We start from the raw sequence: 20,588 nt of genomic DNA, 5'->3' as shown, positions 1-20,588 counted from the left end.
GTCCCGCAGCGGCGTCATGCGCGCGGCATGACATCTGTCATCCCGTTTCCACGACCCGCGACCCTGCCGGATGTACCCACCTCTCCGCCACGCTGGACGCATGACAACGACAGCCACCGAGGCCACCGGGGCGAAGACCGCCGTGGTCCGCTTCGACCAGGTCAGCAAGGCGTACGGAGCGGTACGCGCAGTCGACGGACTCACCCTCGACCTGCACCCCGGCGAGACCGTGGCACTCCTCGGCCCCAACGGCGCCGGAAAGTCCTCCACTCTGGACCTGCTGCTCGGCCTGCGCACCGCCGACTCCGGTTCCGTCCGGGTCTTCGGCACGACCCCGCAGGGCGCCATCGCCGCGGGCCGCGTCGGCGCGATGCTGCAGAGCGGCGGTCTGATGGAGGACGTCACGGTCGGGGAACTGGTCCGCCTCGCCTGCGATCTGCACCCCAGGCCCTACCCGGTGGGCGAGGTGCTGTCCCGGGCCGGCATCGCGCAGATCGCCGACCGCATGGTCAACAAGCTCTCCGGCGGACAGGAGCAGCGCGTACGGTTCGCGCTCGCCACCGCCGGGGCCAACGACCTGATCGTCCTCGACGAGCCGACCACCGGCATGGACGTCACCGCCCGCCAGGCCTTCTGGGCCACCATGCGCGAGCAGGCCGAGCAGGGCCGTACCGTCCTGTTCGCCACCCACTACCTCGAAGAGGCCGACGCGATCGCCGACCGCGTCCTCGTCCTCCACAAGGGCCGGCTGCTCGCCGACGGCACCGCCGCCGAGATCAAGGCGAAGGCCGGAGCCCGCCGGATCTCCTTCGAGCTGGAGGGCCCGGTCGACGAAGCGGCCCTGCGCGGGCTGCCGTTCCTCGCCACGCTCGACATCACCGGCAACCGGGTCCGCATCCAGTCGCACAACGCCGACGCGACCGTCCACGCCGTCTACGCACTGGGCCTCTACCCGCGCGAGCTCGAAGTCGCCGGACTCGGCCTGGAGCAGGCCTTCGTCGCCATCACCGAGGCCGAGGAGGCCAGGACCGCATGCTGAATTTCTTCTCGTGGGCTCTCATCAGGCTCGAAGTGACCCGCACTCTGCGGAACAAGAAGTTCATGTTCTTCTCGGTGATCTACCCGTCGGTGATCTATCTGCTGATCTCCGGCACCCAGAACACCACCGACAAGGTCCCGAACAGCGATCTCACCCTCCAGGCCTTCTTCATGGTCTCGATGGCCTCCTTCGGCGCGCTGACCGCCGTCCTCATGGGCAACAGCGAACGCATCGCCAAGGAGCGCGAGAAGGGCTGGGTCCGCCAGCTCCGGCTCACCGCACTGCCCAGCCGCGGCTACGTCCTGGCGAAGATCGCCGGCGCCGCGATGGTCACCCTGCCCTGCATCGTCGTCGTGTTCCTGGTCGCCGCCTCCGTCAAGCACGTACGGCTGGACACCTGGCAGTGGTTCGCGCTGGCCGGGGTCATCTGGGCCGGTTCGCTGGTCTTCGCCGCACTCGGGGTCGCCATCGGCTACATCGCCAGCGGTGACGCGGTCCGCCCGATCACGATGATCATCTACTTCGGGCTCTCCATCCTCGGCGGTCTGTGGATGCCCAGCGCGACCTTCCCGCAGTGGCTGCAGAACATTTCCGAGTGGCTCCCCACCCACGCGTACGCTGCTCTAGGCCAGGCGATCGAGATGGGCGGCTCGCCGCACGCCAAGGACGTCGCCATCCTCTGCGCCTACTTCCTGATCTTCGCGGGCGGAGCGGCCTGGCTCTACCGGAAGGACACCCTGAAGGCGTGAACGACGAGGAGACGTCAGTGGGCATCGGGCGCCCGCCCACGGGGCGCCGTCAGGTCTGGATCAAGCTGTTCTGGATCGGTGTCTGGCTCGCGTTCATGAGCGCCCCGGTCAAGGACCTCATCGACCGTGGCCACACCCCGTGGGCGACCGCGCTCGGCGCCCTCGGTCTGACGGTGTTCGTCGGGACGTATCTCGTGCTGGTCTTCCGCCACACGTCAAAGGCCCTGGACCGGCGCCTCGTCCATTCCACGATCGCCTTCCTCGGCGCCCTCGCCGTCGTCCTCTCCCTGGCGCTCGGCACCGCGTGGCTGGTCCTCTTCGTGTACGTGGCGGTCTCCGTCGGCGCCACCATGCCGCTGAGGACCGCCCGCTGGCTGATCCCCGTCGTCACGGCCGTCATGGTCGGCATCGGCCTGACCGGCGACCACTCCCGCGAGATCATCACCGCACTGGTCTTCCCGGCGCTGCTCGGCGGGTTCGCGATGACCGGTGTACGGGAGCTGATCCGTACGACGATCCAGCTGCGCGAGGCCCGCGCGACCGTCGCCCAGCTCGCCGCCAACGAGGAACGGCTCAGGCTCGCCCGCGATCTGCACGACCTGCTCGGCCACTCGCTCTCGCTCATCACGCTCAAGAGCGAACTGGCCGGGCGGATGCTCCCCGACCACCCCGAGCAGGCGGCCGCCCAGGTCGCGGACATCGAACAGGTCAGCCGCCAGGCCCTGGTCGACGTACGCAGCGCCGTCACCGGCTACCGCCGGCCGACCCTCCCCGGCGAACTGGCCGGAGCCCGTACCGCACTCGCCGCCGCGGGCATCACCGCAGACGTTCCCGCCGAGGCCCCCGACGACCTCCCCGAGAAGCCGGAGGAGGTGCTCGCCTGGGCGCTGCGCGAAGCCGTCACCAATGTCGTACGCCACAGCAGCGCCCGGCACTGCACGGTCGCCCTCACTCCGCGCCAGACCCTCGACGGCCGGGTCCTCGAACTCACCGTCGCGGACGACGGCGTCGGAGCCGCGGGCACAAAACCGGGCAACGGCCTCACCGGCATCACCGAACGCCTCGCCACGGTCGACGGCACGCTGACCACCCGGGCCGGCAAACCCGGTTCCGGTTCGGGTAAAGGCTTCATCCTGACCTTGAGTGTTCCGCTCGGATCCGCCCTAGGATCCACGGAATGAGCATGATCAGACTCCTCCTCGCCGAGGACCAGTCCATGGTGCGAGAGGCCCTCGCGGCACTCCTCGGCCTGGAGCCGGACATCGAGGTGGTGGCCCAGGTCGCCCGCGGCGACGAGGTGCTGGCCGCGGCCCACGAGCACCGCATCGATGTGGCGCTCCTGGACATCGAGATGCCGGGCATGACCGGTATCGACGCGGCGGCGGTCCTGCGGCGCGAACTCCCGGCCGTGAAGATCGTCGTCGTCACCACCTTCGGCCGCCCCGGCTATCTGCGCCGGGCCATGGAGTCGGGCGCCGACGCCTTCCTGGTGAAGGACGCCCCCGCCTCCCAACTGGCTTCGGCGGTACGGAAGGTGCTCGCGGGGGAGCGGGTCATCGATCCCACGCTCGCGGCGGCCGCACTCGCCGACGGGGCGAGCCCGCTCACCGACCGCGAACGCGATGTGCTGCGCACGGCGGCGGACGGCTCCACCAACGCGGAGATCGCGGCCGCGCTCCACCTCTCGCAGGGGACGGTCCGCAACTACCTCTCCATGGCGATCCAGAAGATGGCGGCCCGCAACCGGGCCGAGGCAGTCCGCATCGCCCGCGAGAAGGGCTGGCTGTAGTGCCGGAGCGGAGCCCGGTCGCCGTTGTCGACGCGACCGGGCCCCGCTCCGTTCCCCGTTCCCCCGGCTAAGGGAACGACACCACCTGCGACGGAACGGTGCTCGTCCCGGACGTAGGAGATCCGGTGTCGTTGATGACGTGCTCGTACTGTCCCTGACCGCCGAGCGAGACCACCAGCAGATCGTGGAACCTCACGCCCGGCTTCACCGGCACCTCGAAGCCGTGGTCCTGACGGATCGTCGGATCGACGTTGAAGTAGCAGTAACTGCCCAGACCCCAGCCCTCGTGCGTGGTGACGGAGTCGTCGACCTTGTAGGCCGCGAACCCCTTGATGCTGCCGTTCTGGACGGCGGCCTGGTTCGGGGCGTCGTACGCCTTCTCGTTCTGGAAGAAGATCGTCCGGCCGTTCTCGCCGGCCCACTCCACGTCGTACTTGTTGAAGTGCTCCACGAACAGCCCGGTGGCCAGCACATTGTCACCGTTGACCCGGAGTCCGTAGTCGGCCCGGTTGGTCTCCCAGCCGACGCCGTCGCCGTGGTCGGCGCGCCACAGCCAGGTGTGGTCGATGATCGTGTCGTTGCTGTTCACGACGATGCCGGTGGTCGCCCTGCCGGGTCCGGCACCACCGATGCGTACGAACACGTCCTGGAGCGAGGTGGGATCGGCGGCGTGAGAGGCGGACGCACCCTCGGGGCCGACCTCGATCAGCCGGTCCGAGTTGACCGGACCGGCGTCGACGAGCAGCCCGGCCAGCTTCACGCCGTCCACGTCGCCCACCTTGATGGCCGAGACCCCGTTGTCCGGGACGATGGTCGCAAGCCCCAGGCCGAGCACGACCGTGTCGGCACGGTCGATCTCGATGGGACGGTCGACGTGGTAGACGCCGGGCGTGAAGAGCAGATGCAGCCCCTGCTGCACGGCCGCGTTGATGGTGGCGGCGCTCGCTCCCGGCTTCACCACGTAGAACTGGTCCAGCGGTATCGACTCGCCCTGCGGTGTGCCGTTGCCCCATGAAGTGCCGCGCGCATTGGTGCGCTTGGCGGGTACGAACACCTTGTACGCGTCCCCGTCGAGATACAGGAACGGCTTCTCGCGCGAGACGGGGGTCGTGTCGAGCGTGGTGTACGGAGGCTCCGGGAAGCTCTGCGCGGGCGCGCCCTCGACACCGGAGAACGTCATGTTCCAGACGCCGTTGCCCCAGCCGCCGACCGAGCTGTCGCGGGTGTACCACTGCTGTTGCGAGTACGGCCCGACCTGCCCGTCGATCTTGCTGTCGGCGATATAGCCGCCGCTGGCCCAGCCGTACCCGTCGGGTGCCAGATTCAGCCCGCCCCTGACATGCATCCGCCGGAACGGGGCGGCCTGCGAAACGGCCCAACGGTCGGTGCCGTTCACCGGGTTGAGTGCCAGGTTCTCCGCCGAACGCCAGAAGTTCTGCGTGGCGTTCCCGTTGAACCACCCGGCGTCGACCGTGACATCGCCGTTGAACGTGGTGTCGTCCGGGTTCAGCCCGAGACCGGCGATCGAGGTGTAGAAGCCGATCTGCGCATTGATGTTGTTGTACGTGCCCGGCTTGAACAGCAACGCATAGCGGCCGTCACCGAACTGCGCCGACTCCTGCCTCTTGAATACGTCGTCGACCTTGGCCTGGATGTCGGGTGTGGAGGGATCGAAGACCATGACATTGGGTCCGAGATCGCCACCACCCGCGATCGGCGCCACGTCCTGACCGAATGCGGTCCGCGCGGTGGGCACGGACATGAGGAGCGCGATGGCGAGCGCGGCGAACCCGAGGGCTCTGGCCCGGCGGCGTGGGGGCGTTGTGGGGGGAGCATGCATGAGAACACTTCTCCTGAGTCGTGGTACGGGTGCACGACGGGTTGCCGGGAGAGCGCTCTGAGAGCGCTCTCCGACGGTTGTTGATGGTTCCGCCGTTGTGCAGGACACGTCAAGAGGTGTGCATCAGGGGGCTCAACGGATCTGCTTGAGCGCAACAATTAACGCCAGGTGAACGGCAATTGACCCGTTCTGCACTCAGTTCACCGAACTCATGACTTCAGAAGCTGATGTTCCAGCAGTTAGCCAGCCAGCCAGCCAGCCAGCCAGTCCAGCGCATGCGCGCCGGAGTTGAGTGCCGAGATGTGTCCGTCGTCGGGCGCCGCCACGGTCCGGCCGTGCGGCAGTGCCGTGCAAGCCACTCGCCGTGCGAACCGGGCACGACCCGGTCGAGGCCACCGTGCAGGAGGAGTGCGGGCGCGACCACCTGCCCCGGGTCGAATCCCCAGGGGCGGACACAGGCCAGCGCGTGCGGACCGCCGCCGGAGTGGCCCATGACCGCGAACCGGTCGATGCCCAGGGCGTCGGCGATCGCCGCCACGTCCCCTGCGGCCGATGCGATGTCCCGGCCCGGGTGAGGCGTCGAGCCGCCGTAGCCGGGCCGGTCGTAGGACACCCAGCGCACCCCGTTCTCGGCGGCGGCCGGGAACAGGGGCTCGGGCGGTGCGCCGACGTTCGGTGTGCCGTGGTGCCGGACGACCGCGAGGCCGGCGCCGGCCCCCTCGGCGTGGGCGTCGTAGACATGCAGTGTGCGACCGTCGCTCAGTTCGAGATCGGTCTCCGTCACCGTCAGCATGCGCCGAGCTTGCTGAACTTGTTCTTCGACTGCCGGCGCACCTGCCCGCCTGCGGGGGCTTGAAGCCGTGCTGGTGACGACGAGGCAATCGGGGAGGGTTACGGGCGGCGTCCCCATGCGGAGATCATGGGGGCGGTGGCAAGGTCGAGGCGTCCGGTGGCGACGTTCGCCAGGTGGCGGTCGATCTCCTCGTCGGTGGTGAGCCCTTCCGCTACCAGACGGCGGCGGATCTGCCGCACGGTCGCGGCCTCAAGAACGGCACATGCCGGCGAGGTGATCGGAAAGTACGCGTCGGCCCGAACGTCCGCCAGACCGGCCTCACGCAGCAGCCTGGGCAGGGTTCGCCCGTACGCGAGGTCCGCGCCGCGTGCCGCCATCAAGGCGCGGAAGCCGGATCGCAGCCGGTTGGCGAGCCGCTGTTCGGGACCGGACTCGTCCGGACACAACAGCGGCTGCAACCCCGGGTCGGCATCCTCCAGGAGCAGCCGGCCGCCGGGCCGCAGCGCCTGGACCATCCGGCGCAGCGCCTCGGCGCGGTCGGTGACGTGTACCAGGACCAGTCGGGCGTGGACGAGGTCGAAGCCGCCGGGCGGCGGCGGGTCGGCCGCCACGTCGTGGCGCAGCACCTCGATCACGCCCCCGGCAATGTGTCGGGTCCAGGACACGTCGATGTCGGTGGCGATCACCGCTCCCGCCGGGCCGACTCGCTCGGCCAGCCCGAGGGGTACGGACGGAGCGCCGGCACCGACCTCCCAGCACCGCATGCCGGCAGTGATCCCGAGCTGGTCGACATGCCGGAACGTCACCGGATCGAACAACTCGCTGAGGGCGCCGAAGCGGACCCCTGCCTCCGATTGCTGGTTGTCCAGCAGGTAGCCGTGATCCGTGTCGTGTTCAGCCATGTGGCGATTGTGGCAGCAGGGGCGGTTGGGCCCCGGTCGCCGGGGCCCGCGCCGGCCGGCGCGGCGGCGACAGCGGCGACTGCCTTGAGGTGAAGGACACCTGCACCGCCTGCGTCCCCGTCCGTGAGAGCAAGAACCCGCACGGCCCGGCCGTCGTCTTCGCGGCCACGGCCCGGACCCCGTTCGTCACGGCGGCCAAGGGCGACAGCCTGGTGTGACGGCGTACGTGCGGGGGCGCGCACCCCCGCACGGTCAGTCCGTCAGCGTCTCGCTGAAGCGGGACGGGCCGGTCGGGGCGCCGAGGGTGGCCGCGCCGAATGAGACGGCACCCTTGGCGACGATCCCCGTGGCGTCCGCGCGGAAGATCCACAGGGCGCCCCTGCTGTTGTTCTCCGTGGGGTCGCCGACCACCAGCTCCGCGCGGCCGTTGGCGTCGTGGTCGCCCAGTGCGGTGGCCTCGCCGAACTGGTCGCCCGCCTCGGCGACACCCGTGACCCCGGCCGTGTACTGGCCGAACTCCTTGGAACCCACGCCGCTCACACCGTTCGGGCCGCCCTTGAGGACCAGGATCCGGCCGGCGTCCGCGATGCCGTTGATGTTCTCGCCCGGCAGCCCCGTGGCGATGTCGGGGTAGCCGTCGCCGTTCGTATCGCCGAGGGCGATGCTGTAGCCCATCCGGTCGTGGAACTCGGCCGTGCCCGACACACCCTCGGTGTCCTGGTTGATCCAGACCGGGTTGCGGCCGGTGCTCCGGCCCTTGGGGCCGCCGTACGAGACGAAGAGCGCACCGCCCTTCTTCACCGGGGTGTCCGCCTGGGACCATTCGTCGCCGCGCCCGATGACGATGTCCCCATGGCCGTCCTTGTCGAGGTCGGCGATGCCCATGGAGGTGCCGCCGACGCCCGCCCCGTCCGCGTCCTTGATCTCCACCGGGGCGGAGAACCCGCTGCGGCTGCCCTTCAGCAGATACGTGTGCTGCTGCCACGGGTCGGACGGGCCGAAGCCGAGGATCGCCAGATCGCCCACGCCGTCGCCGGTGACGTCACCGATGGCGATGTCCGAGGTGTCGAGTACGTCCGTGCCGTCGACCGTGAACGAGCTGACCCGGCTCCACCGGCCGGTGCGGCTGACCGGGCCGTGCAGCACATGGCCGCCGCGCCGCACGTCGCCCACGGCGATGTCCGCAACGCCGTCGCCGTCGACATCGCCCACGGCCAGATCGCCGGTGGCGTCGCCCTGGTCGCCCGGAACGGGCCGGAGCACCGTGGCGTTCGTCGAAAGGCCCGATGCGCCACCCCAGTTGACGGCAAGGACCGTGCCCTTGTCGCCGTCGGGTGTGGTCGCCCAGAGGCGGCCGACCAGATCCGCGTAACCGTCACCGTTCAGGTCGGCGCTGCGAAGGTTCGTGCCGTACCGCGCGTCCGCCGGGCTGTTGATACCGGAGCGGTCCGGCCAGGTCAGCACCTGCTTGCGGGCGGAGGACAGACCGCCGGGGCCGCCGAAGAGAACGCTCACCGCGCCCGCGCCCTCCGCCGTGCCGACGGTGGCCATGGGGGCGCCCACGGCGACGTCCGGATAGCCGTCCCCGTTGAAGTCGTCGTGCAGACGCTTGGCGCTCGGCGCGCTCGCCGCGGGGGCGGGCGACTTCGGCGTGGCGTGACCGGCGGGAGCCGCGACGGCTCCGGCGACCAGGGCGATGCCGGTTGCGATCGCCAGGCGGCGTCGGTGGGCGAGAACGGGCATGTTGCTCAACTCCGTTGCTCAGGAGGTCAGTCGGGGCGGCACGGACTCAGGTTCCGTGCCGCCTCGTACGACCTCCCGGCCCGGCGGATGGTTGTATCGCGGCGTCGGCCGCCGGCCGGCCGTCAGCCATTCTTGGACGATTCGAAGTGGGCGAAGGCCACCACGTTGTCCTCGTAGTCCTTGGCGGTCTTGTTGTACGGGCCTCCGCAGGTGATCAGGCGGAGCTGCGCGGACGGGGTGTCCGAGTAGACGCGCTTGTCCGGGAACTTCGCCTTGCTGAACGTCTCGACGGAGTCGACCTTGAACGTGGCGACCGAGCCGTCCGCGCGGGTGATGTCGACCGTGGAACCCGGCTTCAGGAACTGGAGCTGAAGGAACACGGCCGGACCGGTCGTCGTGTCGACATGGCCCGCCACGATCGCGGCACCGCGCTCGCCGGGGGTGACACCGCCCTTGAACCAGCCCACCAGGTTGCTGTCGTTCGGGGGCGGCGGGCTCAGCCGGCCGTCGGCGCCGATGGACAGGTTGGTGAACGGTGCGTTGATGGCGAGGGACGGAATCTGCAGCCGCGTCGGGACGGAACGCGTCATCGCCGGGCCGACGGGCTGTGCCGACGGGGTCACGGGACGGGGCGCGGCATGGGAGCCGAGGACCTCGGGTACGGCGGGCGCGACGGCGGCGGACGGGGCCGGCGGCTTGTCGTCCACCGAGGTGCTGAAGGAGTTGTAGATGAGGAGCATGCCGACCCCGGCTGTCACGGCGGGCCACATCAAGGCGCGGCCTAGTGTGGTTCCGGGGGCAGTCCGGGATGGGGTGGAGCCGGGCGACTGCGGGGCGGCCATGGGAACGTGCCTTTCGATTGTGCGGTGTTGTTGGAGGAGGGGTAGAGGGAGGGGGAGGGGTGCGCGGGGTGTGCGGGGTGTGCAAACGAAGCTGTCGCGGCCGCCGCCCCGAGGGACGACGGCCGCGACAAACGAAACGACCGGTCAGCCGTTGGGCCCGGTCAGGCGAGCGCGCCACCCGACGACTGACGGCGGCGCAGCTTGTACGCACCGACGCCGATGCCACCGAGCAGCAGCACCGAGCCGGCGGCCAGGCCGCTGCCCGTCATCGCCATCCCGCCGCCACCGGCGTGGACGCCACCGTGGGGCTTGCCGCCACGGTCGCCGCCGCGCCCGCCCTCGTCGCCACCGCGGCCACCGCGGCCGCCGTCGTCGCCGCCACGGCCGCCGTCGTCGCCGCCACGGCCGCCGTCGTCGCCACCGCGGCCGCCGTCGTCGCCACCGCGGCCGCCGTCGTCGCCACCGCGGCCGCCGTCGTCGCCACCGCGGCCGCCGTCGTCGTCGCCACGGCCGCCGTCGTCGCTGTCGCTGGTGAGGGTCGTGGCCATGAAGCCACCACCGGCGTGGACGCCACCGCGGGGCCTGCCCTCGTCGCCGCCACGGCCACCACGGCCGCCTTCGTCGCCGCCACGGCCACCGCGGCCGCCTTCGTCGCCACCACGGCCACCACGGCCGCCGTCGTCGCCACCGCGACCGCCGTCGTCGTCGCCACGGCCGCCATCGTCGCCACCGCGGCCACCTTCGTCGCCACCGCGGCCACCTTCGTCGCCACCGCGGCCACCTTCGTCGCCACCGCGGCCACCTTCGTCGCCACCGCGGCCACCTTCGTCGCCGCCGCGGCCGCCGTTGTCGCGACTGCTGTTCTCGTCGCTGGCGATGATGCCGGCCATGAAGCCGCCGCCGGCGTGCACGCCGCCATGGGGCCTGCCCCCGTCACGGCCGCCGCCGCGGCCGCCTTCGCCGCCACGGCCGCCTTCGTCGCCACCGCGGCCACCACGGCCGCCTTCGTCGTCGCCGCGGCCGCCGTCGTCGCCGCGGTCGCCGCCGTCGTCGCCACCGCGGTCCCCACCGCGGTCGCCGTAGTCGGAGTCGGAGTCGGACCTTCCGTTGTCGTCGCCACGCGAGGACGAGGATCCGTTGTTGTGTCCCGTGTCCGCGGCCGTGGCCATGGCGTAGGCGGAGGGACCGGTGATAGCGAGGACCGCTGTGACAGCGGCCGAAGCGAACAGTGTGCGGGCAGAGCGCATCTGAACACATTCCTTTCGACGCGACTGCGAAGAGCGACGGGACGTCGACTCATTGTGGCGCAGTGGCGACGTGATCCACCGTCAGTCAAAATGCGAGTCCGCGCCATCGGGGAATGCCGCATTGGAGCTACGCCGTGGGCCCTTCGGGTGGCGAATTGCCGATAATCACCCGTTGGACTGCATACGGCGCCGCGTGAGGTTTGGGCGGCGAGGGTCCACCCGTTTGCTGGCTTTTCCGCACGGTGGCGTGACCGCCGCACCGGCCCGGGGTGATCCCTCGGTGAACGTCAACACCATGCTGCAGAATGCGAGTTGAGGCGAGTTTTCCGGTGGATTCGGCGAGAGGTGTGCGCGCCGTGCCCGGTGGACTGCCGCCCGGAGCCGCCCTCGAATTCACGTAACGGCGTACGCGATCCCGGCGACGCTGAGCTGCTCATTTTCGACCGCCGGATGTGAAAGCGGAGGAGGCGGGCACCCAGGTTCCGGCAGACTGAGCCGAGCCGTGCCGGTAATTCGGTTGTCGTGCGGGGCGGCACCCTGGTGTACTCCCCGCAGCAGTCGACCGACCGAGGAGAAGATCATGCGCGGAACTCTCATGTTCATTCAGACGGAAATTGCCACCGATCTTGAAGACATGGAGTTTCGTGCACACGCTGAATCTGGGAATTCTGGCGCATGTCGACGCCGGTAAGACAAGCCTGACCGAGCGGCTGCTCCACACCGCTGGTGTCATCGACGAGATCGGCAGCGTCGACGACGGGAACACCCAGACCGATTCCCTGGCGCTGGAACGGCAACGCGGCATCACGATCAAATCCGCAGTCGTCTCGTTCGCCATCGATGACATCACGGTCAATCTGATCGACACACCCGGTCACCCCGATTTCATTGCCGAGGTGGAACGGGTGCTGAATGTGCTCGACGGCGCCGTACTGGTCATCTCCGCCGTGGAGGGCGTACAGGCGCAGACCCGTGTTCTGATGCGGACGCTGCAACGCCTGCGCATTCCGACGCTCATTTTCGTGAACAAGGTCGATCGCGGCGGTGCGCAGGACGAGTCCGTTCTGCGGAGTATTTCCGAGAAACTGACGCCGGCCGTGCTCGCCATGGGATCGGTCGACGGCCCGGGCGGCCGGGACGCCCGCTGCGCGCCGTACACCGGTGCCGACCCGGACTTCACGGACCGGCTGGCCGAACTCCTCGCCGACCACGACGACGCGCTGCTGGCCACGTACGTCGAGAACGCGGCGGCGCTCCCGTACAGCCGACTGCGTGAAGGACTGTCGGCGCAGACCGGACAGGCGCTGGTGCATCCGGTGTTCTTCGGCTCGGCGATCACCGGGGCGGGCGTGGACGCCCTGATCGGTGGGATCAGGGAGCTGCTGCCCGCGAGCGAGGGCGATGCCGACGGGCCGGTCTCTGGCACCGTCTTCAAGGTGGAGCGGGGTCCGGGCGGCGAGAAGATCGCGTACGTCCGGATGTTCTCGGGCACGGTACGGACCCGAGACCGGCTGCCGTTCGGCCGGGGCGACGGACGCGCCGAGGGGAAAGTGACCGCGATCAGTGTCTTCGACCACGGCTCGGACGTGCGCGAGGCAGCGGTCGGCGCAGGCCGGATCGCGAAGCTCCGGGGCCTCGGCGACATTCGGGTCGGCGATACGGTCGGCGTGCCGGACACGACCGCACCGGGTCATTGGTTCGCCCCGCCGACGCTGGAATCGGTCGTGGTCCCCTGCGCTCCGGCGAGCAGGGGTGAGCTGCATTTCGCGCTCGCACAACTCGCCGAGCAGGACCCATTGATCAATCTGCGGCAGGACGACATCCGCAAAGAAGTGTCCGTCTCGCTCTACGGCGAGGTGCAGAAAGAAGTCATCCAGGCGACGCTCGCCGATGAATTCGGAATCGACGTCACCTTCCGCAAGACCACGACCATTTGCCTGGAACGGCCGAACTGCAGCGGTGCGGCGTACGAGGTCGGCGACCAGGATCCCAATCCCTTTCTGGCGACCATCGGTCTTCGAATCGATCCCGCACCGATCGGCAGCGGTGTCGAGTACCGGCTGGAGGTGGAGCTCGGATCGATGCCGTTCTCCCTGATGAGGGCGGTGGAGGAAACCGTGGGGGAGACTCTGCGGCAGGGAATTCACGGGTGGCAGGTCACCGATTGCGTCGTCACGATGACGCACTCCGGCTACTGGCCCCGGCAGAGCCATTCCCATGCCGTTTTCGACAAGAGCATGTCGAGCACCGCAGGGGACTTCCGCAATCTGACCCCTCTGGTCCTGATGGACGCGCTGAGGGAGGCCGGCACCACGGTGTACGAGCCGATGCACCGCTTCCGCCTGGAACTCCCCGCGGACCTGCTCGGCCCGCTCCTGCCCGTACTCGCACATCTGCGCGCCGTCCCCGGGACACCGGCCGTGCACGGTGCGGCATGCGCGCTGGAGGGAGAGATTCCGGCGGCGCGGGTCCATGAACTGCAGCAGCAGCTCCCGGCCCTGTCGCGCGGCGAGGGGGTCCTGGAGTCCGACTTCGACTGCTACCGGGCGGTCGTCGGCACGCCCCCGGACCGGCCGCGCACCGACCGCAATCCGCTCAACCGCAAGGAGTACCTGCTGCACACGGTGCGCCGGATCGCTGGACGAGAGGATGCGCGCTGACCGGGCTCACACATACGTACCCGGACCTGCACGGCTCCCGTTCCGCCCCGTTGTAGGGCACCCTTGGCTGCCCCCACCACCGCCCGCAGGGAGCCAGTGCACCGTTGTCCAGAGTTGAGATCGCCCACGAACAGAACCATCTCGACATCCTCCACGCCCGCGTCGAGGCCCTCCGCGAGCACGCCGGGCATCAGCTGACCGGCGTGCTGCGGGAGACCGGTGGCACCCGGCAGGGGCGGCTGGAGCGGGAGTCCGCCGCCGCCCGTTACGCCGGGCAGGTCGCCCGGTACGACGCCGCCGAGAACGGGCTCTGCTTCGGACGGCTCGACCGGCGCGACGGGGAACGGCACTACATCGGCCGGATCGGGCTGCCCGCCGAGTCCGCCGACGACGACCCGCTGCTGCTCGACTGGCGTGCCCCGGCGGCCCGCGCCTTCTACGTCGCCACGCCCGCGGCCCCGCACGGGGTGCGCAGACGCCGCCACCTCACCACCCGGGGCCGGCAGGTCGTCCGGCTCGACGACGAGGTGCTCGACCGGGACGGCGTACCGGACAGCGAACTGACCGGCGAGGCCGCCCTGCTTGCCTCCCTCGACGCCGGGCGCACCGGCCGTATGCACGACATCGTCGCCACCCTCCAGGCCGAGCAGGACGCGATCATCCGCTCCGACCACCGCGGCGTCCTCGTGGTCCAGGGCGGGCCCGGCACCGGCAAGACCGCGGTCGCCCTGCACCGGGCCGCGTATCTGCTCTACACCCACCAGCAGCTGGCCTCCCGCGGTGTGCTGGTCGTCGGACCCAATCCGACCTTCATCGGGTACATCGGCCAGGTGCTGCCCGGCCTCGGCGAGAACAGCGTGCTGCTGTCGACCGTCGAAGAGCTGTACCCGGGGATCCGCGCGGACCGCGCCGAGGAGCCGGAGGCCGCCGAGCTCAAGGGGCGTGCGGAGATGGCGGCCGTGATCGCGGCGGCGGTACGGGACCGGCAGGTGCCGGAGGGTGCGGGGCTTGAGGTCGAGTTCGACGGGGACATCGTCCGCCTCGACCACGAGGAGTGCGTACGCGCCGCCGACACCGCCCGCGCGACCCGGCTGCCGCACAACCTGGCCGCGCCCGCGTTCCGGCGCGAGATCGTGGACGCGCTCGCCCGGCGGTCCGTGGAAGCCACCCGCGCTCTCGCCGACCGGCTGGAGGCGGACGTCGCCGAGGTGCTCGCCGAGGCCGGTCTCGACCGTGCCGTACACGCCGACCTGGACGCCCTGCCGGGGCTGCTCGGCGACGACGACTCGGCGGCCGCGCAGGAACGCACCGAGGCGCAGGACATCGCCGACATCCGTCGCCTGCTCGCCGCCGACGCCGACGTACGGGCCGCGCTCGATGCTCTGTGGCCGCCCCTCACCCCGCAGCGGCTCCTCGCCGACCTGTACGGACAGCGCGAGCGCCTGGCTTCCGCGGCGCCCGGACTCACCGACGGGGAAAGGGAGTTGCTGTTCCGTGCGCCGGACGGCGACGGCTGGTCGGCTGCCGATGTACCGCTGCTCGACGAGGCGGCCGACCTGCTCGGCCAGGACAACCGGGTGGCCGAAGCGGCCGCCGCGCACGAGCGGGCCGAGGGCGTCGCGTACGCGCAGGGTGTCCTCGACCTCGCGGCGGGCGACGGGGAGGACGAGGAGGAGGGCAGCCTCGCCGGACTGGTCGACGCGCAGACCCTCGCCGACCGTCACGAGGAGCGCACCACCCGTACCGTCGCCGAACGGGCCTTCGCCGACCGGGGCTGGGTGTTCGGGCACATCATCGTCGACGAGGCGCAGGAACTCTCCCGGATGGCCTGGCGGCTGCTGATGCGGCGCTGCCCGACCCGTTCCATGACCCTGGTCGGCGATGTCGCCCAGACCGGCGACGCCGCCGGGGCCTCCTCATGGGCGTCCGCGCTCGCCCCGCATGTCGGCGACCGGTGGCGGCAGGCGTCGCTCACCGTCAACTACCGCACCCCCGCCGAGATCATGGCGTCCACCACGGACGTTCTCGCCGCGCTCGGCCCCGGGCTCGAACCGCCGCGCTCGGTACGGGAGACGGGCGTCGCCCCCTGGCGGCTGCGTACTCACGACACCGCCCGCACTCTCGCCGACCTGGCTGCGAAGGAGGCGGCGGCGCTGGACGAGGGCAGGCTCGCCGTGATCGTCCCCGACGCGCGGCGCGACGAACTGGGGGCCGCGGTGGCCCGGGCGGTGCCGGAGGCGGTGTACGGGGACGAGCCCGACCTGGAGAACCGGGTCGTCGTCCTCGGCGTGCGGCAGGCCAAGGGGCTGGAATTCGACGCGGTGCTGCTGGCCGACCCCGCGGCCGTCCTCGGCCGTTCGGCGCGTGGCCTGAACGACCTGTACGTGGCACTGACGCGGGCGACGCAACGGCTGGGCATCGTGCACGAGGGCCCGGTGCCCGAGGTACTGGCGGCGGCGGTGCCGGAACGGGGCTGAGAGGGGGAGCGGGGAGCGGCGTCGGGCGGGCGCCCGTGCCCCGGCCGTGGCGGCGTCCGGACCCCCTGTTCTGCCGCCGCGTCGGGCCGGCGCCCGCGCCGCCGACCCTGCGAGGGCCTGTTCCGGGTTTCCTGATTGCGTCGCGACGCCTGGCACACGCGCTCGCCGCATCATCGGGCCCGTCCGAGTACGTCCGGTACGAGGACGCCCCTCCGCCTCGCGATCGCACGCACCGGACACCGCGACGCCCGCCCTGCGGACGGACAGCGGGAAACCCGGAAGACCTCCTAGTTCAGCAACGCCCGCGCCGCCCGCGCCCTCCGCCGGATCGCCTCCGCCGCCTCGGGTTCGACCCCGTCGACCACATCCGCGTACTCCTCCATCTCCGCCGCCCCACGCAGAAACTGCCCGCTCTGTACGAGCAGCTGCGCCCGCTCGTAGCGCAGCCTGGCCGGATGCGAGGGCAGCAGCAGCGACAGGTCCACCGCCCACAGCGCCACATCCGTCCGCTCCGGACGGACCGCCGCCCACGCCCTGATGTTGTTCAGGATCCGCAGCAGGATCTCCAGCGGCCGCGCGGGCACCAGCATGGACTCCTCCAGGGGCTCCCCGGTCGCCCCCGCCACCAGCAGCTCCGCGTCCTGCCCGGTCATCGGCCGGCCACCGTCGAACGGGTCGGCCAGCACCCGCTCCGAAGGATCGCCGAACCCGACGACGAAATGACCGGGCAGCGCCACCCCGTACACCGGAGCGCCCGCCCGCCGTGCGACCTCGATCCACACCACGGACAGCAGGATCGGCAGCCCGCGACGCCGCCGCAGCACCTCGTGCAGCAGCGACGACTCCAGCCGCTGGTAGTCCGCCGACGAACCCGCGAAGCCGCACCGTTCGCCGAGAAGTTCGGCCAGGGCCGAGGCCCAGGCCCGGCCGCCCCGTACCCCGTACGGAAGCCGGCCCGCCAACTCGTCCAGTTCGATCTGCGCCGCGTCGATCCCGTTCACGTCCAGCGCCGGGTCGGCCACCGCGGCCAGCAGCAGGCAGAGCAGCGCGAGGTCCGGCCGCTCGGCGCGCGCCTCCTCGGCGAACCGGCTTCGCGGATCTTCCCTTTCGGGGTTCATGGGATGCCCGTCTCCGTCACGCCGACCGGAAGTGGTGATACAGGTGATGGACCGCGAACCCCATGCGCTCGTACAGCGCCCGCGCCCCCTCGTTGTCCGCCTCCACCTGCAGCCACGCCGCCGACGCGCCCTCGTCCAGGGCCTTGCGGGCGAGCGCGGTCATCACGGCGGTGGCGAGCCCCCGGCGCCGGTGTCCGGGACCGACCTCGACGGCCATGAAGCCGGCCCACCGACCGTCCACCACGCACCGCCCGATCGCTGCGGGCGCCGCGCCCTCGGTGTCACCGGGCACGGAGGCGAACCACACCGAGGGGCCGCTGCGCAGCACCTGCAGGACGTGCGGCCCCGGTGTGTCGAAGCGCTGATAGCGGGAGAGCCACGTCTCGTCCAGGTCCCGGCTCAGCCGCACCGCCGACACATCCGCGTCCAGATCACCGATCGGCGGCAGCGCGGCGATGCGCACCTCCGCCGTCACCTCGCATCGCCATCCGCGCTGCTCCAGCGCCGCGCAGAGCTGCTCCTGGGTGCCCTCGGCGCCGGTCGCGGTCTGGATGTACGCGGGCAGGTCCCGCTCCCCGTACCACTGCCGTGCGCGCCCGAGCGCCTCGTCGAGCGGCATGCCCGGATCGCCGAGCGGCAGTACGGAGTTGGCGCGCCGGGTGAACCCCTGCGCGGCGCGCAGCTGCCAGTCGCCCAGCGGCTCGCACTCCACCGGCTGCCAGGCGCGGGCACAGACCGGCGCGAGCTCGTCGAAGGAGGCCGCGGGGCCGCGCCGCCGGGCCGGGGCGTCGGGCACGACCTTGCCCGCCACCAGCGTCGATTCCGCGATACGGATGGAGTCGCCGCTTTTCGTTGTGATCGACAGCACACCGCTGTCCCACGATGTGAGAACACCGACCGTGTCGGTGAACTTCGGTCCCTGAGAGCCGCGCTCGACCGTGCGCCGGACTGATACCCGTTTGCCCATGTCAGCCGGTGTAATTCGGACTTCGAGTTGTCCGCCGATGGTGAATTCCATAGCTCTGTCCGCCCCTCCTGTTCGGTTCGCGCCCGGGAACGGAGATACTAGGTGTGGGCATCGACGACGCCGCGCTCCCGCGCGAGAGCCAACGCCCTACCGAGGAGGAACGACAGCGTGACCTACGTCATCGCGCAGCCTTGTGTCGACGTAAAGGACAAGGCCTGCATCGAAGAGTGCCCCGTCGACTGCATCTACGAGGGCCAGCGGTCCTTGTACATCCACCCGGACGAATGCGTCGACTGTGGAGCCTGTGAGCCGGTATGCCCGGTCGAGGCAATCTTCTACGAGGACGACACCCCGGAGGAGTGGAAGGACTACTACAAGGCGAACGTCGAGTTCTTCGACGACCTCGGGTCGCCCGGTGGTGCCTCCAAGCTGGGCCTGATCGAACGCGACCACGCGTTCATCGCCGCGCTGCCGCCGCAGAACCAGTAGTCAGCGGCCGGCACGTGCGTCGCCCCGGTCCCGTACGGCTCGTCACCGTGCGGGACCGAGGCGTTTCCACGCCCGAGCGCCCCGAGTGACCCTCGTAATCCCCGTACGAGAAAGCAGAGATCCGTGTCCGCAGTCTCCTCCCGTCTCCCGGTCTTCCCCTGGGACAAGCTCGCGCCCTACAAGTCGACGGCCGCCGCCCATCCGGACGGCATCGTGGACCTGTCCGTCGGCACGCCCGTCGACCCGGTGCCCGAGCTGATCCAGCGGGCGCTCGTCGCCGCCGCGGACAGCCCCGGCTATCCGACGGTGTGGGGGACCGCCGAGCTGCGTGACGCGATCACCGGCTGGGTGGAGCGGCGGCTCGGCGCGGTCGGGGTGGCACACGAGAACGTCCTGCCGGTCGTCGGCTCCAAGGAGCTGGTGGCCTGGCTGCCCACCCAGCTCGGTCTCGGCGCGGGCGACAAGGTGGCGTACCCGCGCCTCGCCTACCCGACGTACGAGGTGGGCGCCCGGCTCTGCGGCGCCGAGCCCGTCGTCTACGACGACCCCACCGAGCTGGACCCGGCCGGCCTGAAGCTGCTCTGGCTCAACTCGCCGTCCAACCCGACCGGCCGCGTCCTGTCCAAGGACGAGCTGATCCGGATCGTCGCCTGGGCGCGCGAGCACGACGTGCTGGTCTTCAGCGACGAGTGCTACCTGGAGCTGGGCTGGGAGGCCGAGCCCGTCTCCGTACTGCACCCGGATGTCTGCGGTGGTACGTACGAGGGCATCGTCGCCGTCCACTCGCTCTCCAAGCGCTCCAACCTGGCCGGATACCGCGCGGCCTTCATCGCGGGCGACGCGGCCGTGCTTGGCGAGCTGCTGCTGATCCGCAAGCACGGCGGAATGATGACGCCCGCCCCCGTCCAGGCGGCGACCATCGCGGCACTCGGCGACGACGAGCACGTCGCCGAGCAGCGGACCCGGTACGCGGACCGGCGCGCGGCCCTGCGCACGGCGCTGGAGGCCCACGGCTTCCGGATCGAGCACAGCGAGGCGAGCCTCTACCTGTGGGCGACGCGCGACGAGCCGTGCTGGGAGACCGTGGCGTACCTGGCGGAACTCGGCATTCTGGTGGCGCCGGGCGACTTCTACGGGCCGGCCGGTGACCGCTTCGTACGTGTGGCGTTCACGGCGACGGACGAGCGGGTGGCCGCCGCGGTCAAGCGGCTGGCCTGATAGCCGGGAGTACACGCGAGGGGCCTCGGGAGTGCGCACTCCCGAGGCCCCTCGCGTGTGATGAGTCGGTTCAGCGGACCGGGTCAGCCGATCGGCAGCCCCTGGGTGGGCAGGCCCTGGGTGGGCAGGCCGCCCTGGGTCGCGGCACCGGCGGTGCTGCCGAGGACCTCGCCCGCGCTGCCCGCGGCACCACCGGCGGCGTTCTGCACGGCGGGGGCGGCCTGGGCGTCGGCCTTGCCGACGGTCTTGCCCGCGGCCGGGAGGGTCGTCCCGACGATCTTGCCGCCGGTCTCGCCCGCGGCCTTGGTGCCCTGCTGGGACGCGCCGTCGACCGTCTTGTCGAGGCCGGCGCCGTCGACGGTGGTCAGACCGCCGAGCTCCGGGGCCTGCGGCTCCGCGGCACCTGCGGCACCGGCCGCACCGACCACGGGGGCTGCACCCGCGGCGATCAGCAGCGCGGCGCGGGCGATCCGGCGGGTCAGGGGGAGGGACATGATGCTCCTTCGACGGGGTGAGGAATCTGTCTGTCCGTTGACCGGACGCAATGACAACCGTCTTAAGGGCGGGGGAGGTTGCGGTGGTCCGAGGTAAAGAGTCGGTAATGCGTCACATAATCCACAACGGAGGAACCCGGGCAGACGCCGCATTCCTGGATGGCCCGATGAACCGTCACTTCCCTTTGCGCGCAAGGGAATTGAGGGATAGAGGGGAGGCG

The 20,588-nt window shown here is 70.9% G+C and carries 18 protein-coding genes; 10 read left to right on the top strand and 8 right to left on the bottom strand.

Translation table 11 applies throughout. From position 1 onward, the window contains the following. Positions 1 to 100: 100 nt before the first annotated feature. The 4 genes from ACGFU7_RS18820 to ACGFU7_RS18805 are packed head-to-tail and all read left to right on the top strand — an operon-like array spanning position 101 to position 3,577. The gene (locus ACGFU7_RS18820) at positions 101 to 1,039 is read left to right on the top strand and encodes an ABC transporter ATP-binding protein (protein ID WP_393697140.1); all 939 of its coding nucleotides are present in this window, start codon (positions 101 to 103) and stop codon (positions 1,037 to 1,039) included. Continuing rightward, positions 1,033 to 1,788, top strand: coding sequence for an ABC transporter permease (locus tag ACGFU7_RS18815; RefSeq protein ID WP_393697139.1), 756 nt, complete (start codon positions 1,033 to 1,035; stop codon positions 1,786 to 1,788). Before ACGFU7_RS18820 ends, ACGFU7_RS18815 begins: the two co-directional genes overlap by 7 nt. Next, positions 1,785 to 2,969, top strand: coding sequence for a sensor histidine kinase (locus ACGFU7_RS18810; RefSeq protein WP_393697138.1), 1,185 nt, complete (start codon positions 1,785 to 1,787; stop codon positions 2,967 to 2,969). The genes ACGFU7_RS18815 and ACGFU7_RS18810 overlap by 4 nt, the downstream gene beginning before the upstream one ends. Next, a complete protein-coding gene (locus ACGFU7_RS18805; RefSeq protein WP_393697137.1) occupies positions 2,966 to 3,577 on the top strand; it encodes a response regulator in 612 nt (203 codons plus the stop codon). Before ACGFU7_RS18810 ends, ACGFU7_RS18805 begins: the two co-directional genes overlap by 4 nt. Before the next feature lie 67 nt (positions 3,578 to 3,644). On the opposite strand, the gene ACGFU7_RS18800 is transcribed toward ACGFU7_RS18805, so the two are convergent. The 3 genes from ACGFU7_RS18800 to ACGFU7_RS18790 all read right to left on the bottom strand — a co-directional run bounded on the left by ACGFU7_RS18800 (position 3,645) and on the right by ACGFU7_RS18790 (position 7,112). Further along, positions 3,645 to 5,417, bottom strand: coding sequence for a coagulation factor 5/8 type domain-containing protein (locus ACGFU7_RS18800; protein WP_393697136.1), 1,773 nt, complete (start codon positions 5,415 to 5,417; stop codon positions 3,645 to 3,647). 217 nt (positions 5,418 to 5,634) lie between these two features. Continuing rightward, on the bottom strand, positions 5,635 to 6,210 hold the full coding sequence (locus tag ACGFU7_RS18795) for an alpha/beta fold hydrolase (protein ID WP_393697135.1): 576 nt from the start codon (positions 6,208 to 6,210) through the stop codon (positions 5,635 to 5,637). Positions 6,211 to 6,308: 98 nt separating this feature from the next. Continuing rightward, a complete protein-coding gene (locus tag ACGFU7_RS18790; protein WP_393697134.1) occupies positions 6,309 to 7,112 on the bottom strand; it encodes a methyltransferase domain-containing protein in 804 nt (267 codons plus the stop codon). On the opposite strand from ACGFU7_RS18790, the gene ACGFU7_RS18785 reads away from it, so the two are divergent. Beyond that, positions 7,055 to 7,330, top strand: a complete 276-nt coding sequence (locus tag ACGFU7_RS18785; protein WP_393697281.1) for a DUF397 domain-containing protein — start codon at positions 7,055 to 7,057, stop codon at positions 7,328 to 7,330. The genes ACGFU7_RS18790 and ACGFU7_RS18785 overlap by 58 nt on opposite strands. A gap of 34 nt (positions 7,331 to 7,364) precedes the next feature. Here ACGFU7_RS18785 and ACGFU7_RS18780 read toward each other — a convergent pair whose 3' ends face one another. Then, positions 7,365 to 8,855, bottom strand: coding sequence for an FG-GAP-like repeat-containing protein (locus ACGFU7_RS18780; RefSeq protein WP_393697133.1), 1,491 nt, complete (start codon positions 8,853 to 8,855; stop codon positions 7,365 to 7,367). Between the two features lie 122 nt (positions 8,856 to 8,977). Beyond that, positions 8,978 to 9,697, bottom strand: a complete 720-nt coding sequence (locus ACGFU7_RS18775; RefSeq protein WP_393697132.1) for a class F sortase — start codon at positions 9,695 to 9,697, stop codon at positions 8,978 to 8,980. Between the two features lie 290 nt (positions 9,698 to 9,987). Between ACGFU7_RS18775 and ACGFU7_RS18770 the strand changes: the two genes are divergently transcribed. From ACGFU7_RS18770 to ACGFU7_RS18760, 3 genes are all read left to right on the top strand, one after another. After that, entirely contained in the window at positions 9,988 to 11,109 is a 1,122-nt protein-coding gene (locus ACGFU7_RS18770; RefSeq protein WP_393697131.1) for a hypothetical protein, read from the top strand. Between the two features lie 479 nt (positions 11,110 to 11,588). After that, on the top strand, positions 11,589 to 13,604 hold the full coding sequence (locus tag ACGFU7_RS18765; protein ID WP_393697130.1) for a GTP-binding protein: 2,016 nt from the start codon (positions 11,589 to 11,591) through the stop codon (positions 13,602 to 13,604). A 104-nt stretch (positions 13,605 to 13,708) separates the two neighbouring features. Continuing rightward, complete coding sequence (locus ACGFU7_RS18760) at positions 13,709 to 16,081, top strand: HelD family protein (protein WP_393697129.1); 2,373 nt, start codon at positions 13,709 to 13,711, stop codon at positions 16,079 to 16,081. Positions 16,082 to 16,368: 287 nt separating this feature from the next. Here ACGFU7_RS18760 and ACGFU7_RS18755 read toward each other — a convergent pair whose 3' ends face one another. Both ACGFU7_RS18755 and ACGFU7_RS18750 read right to left on the bottom strand, forming a co-directional pair. After that, positions 16,369 to 17,199, bottom strand: a complete 831-nt coding sequence (locus tag ACGFU7_RS18755; protein ID WP_393697128.1) for a transglutaminase-like domain-containing protein — start codon at positions 17,197 to 17,199, stop codon at positions 16,369 to 16,371. A gap of 16 nt (positions 17,200 to 17,215) precedes the next feature. Further along, on the bottom strand, positions 17,216 to 18,217 hold the full coding sequence (locus tag ACGFU7_RS18750) for a GNAT family N-acetyltransferase (protein ID WP_393697127.1): 1,002 nt from the start codon (positions 18,215 to 18,217) through the stop codon (positions 17,216 to 17,218). A 117-nt stretch (positions 18,218 to 18,334) separates the two neighbouring features. Between ACGFU7_RS18750 and fdxA the strand changes: the two genes are divergently transcribed. Together fdxA and ACGFU7_RS18740 are read left to right on the top strand one after the other, a co-directional pair. Continuing rightward, positions 18,335 to 18,655, top strand: coding sequence for a ferredoxin (gene fdxA / locus ACGFU7_RS18745; protein WP_018956287.1), 321 nt, complete (start codon positions 18,335 to 18,337; stop codon positions 18,653 to 18,655). A gap of 123 nt (positions 18,656 to 18,778) precedes the next feature. Next, entirely contained in the window at positions 18,779 to 19,873 is a 1,095-nt protein-coding gene (locus ACGFU7_RS18740; RefSeq protein WP_393697126.1) for a bifunctional succinyldiaminopimelate transaminase/glutamate-prephenate aminotransferase, read from the top strand. Between the two features lie 83 nt (positions 19,874 to 19,956). On the opposite strand, the gene ACGFU7_RS18735 is transcribed toward ACGFU7_RS18740, so the two are convergent. After that, positions 19,957 to 20,367, bottom strand: coding sequence for an ATP-binding protein (locus tag ACGFU7_RS18735; protein ID WP_393697125.1), 411 nt, complete (start codon positions 20,365 to 20,367; stop codon positions 19,957 to 19,959). Positions 20,368 to 20,588: the final 221 nt, after the last annotated feature.

This window comes from Streptomyces sp. NPDC048473 (genome assembly GCF_043200155.1).
Taxonomy (GTDB): domain Bacteria; phylum Actinomycetota; class Actinomycetes; order Streptomycetales; family Streptomycetaceae; genus Streptomyces.
The sequence above is the reverse complement of the archived record's forward strand: the minus strand, read 5'-3'. Positions and strand labels throughout refer to the sequence as shown.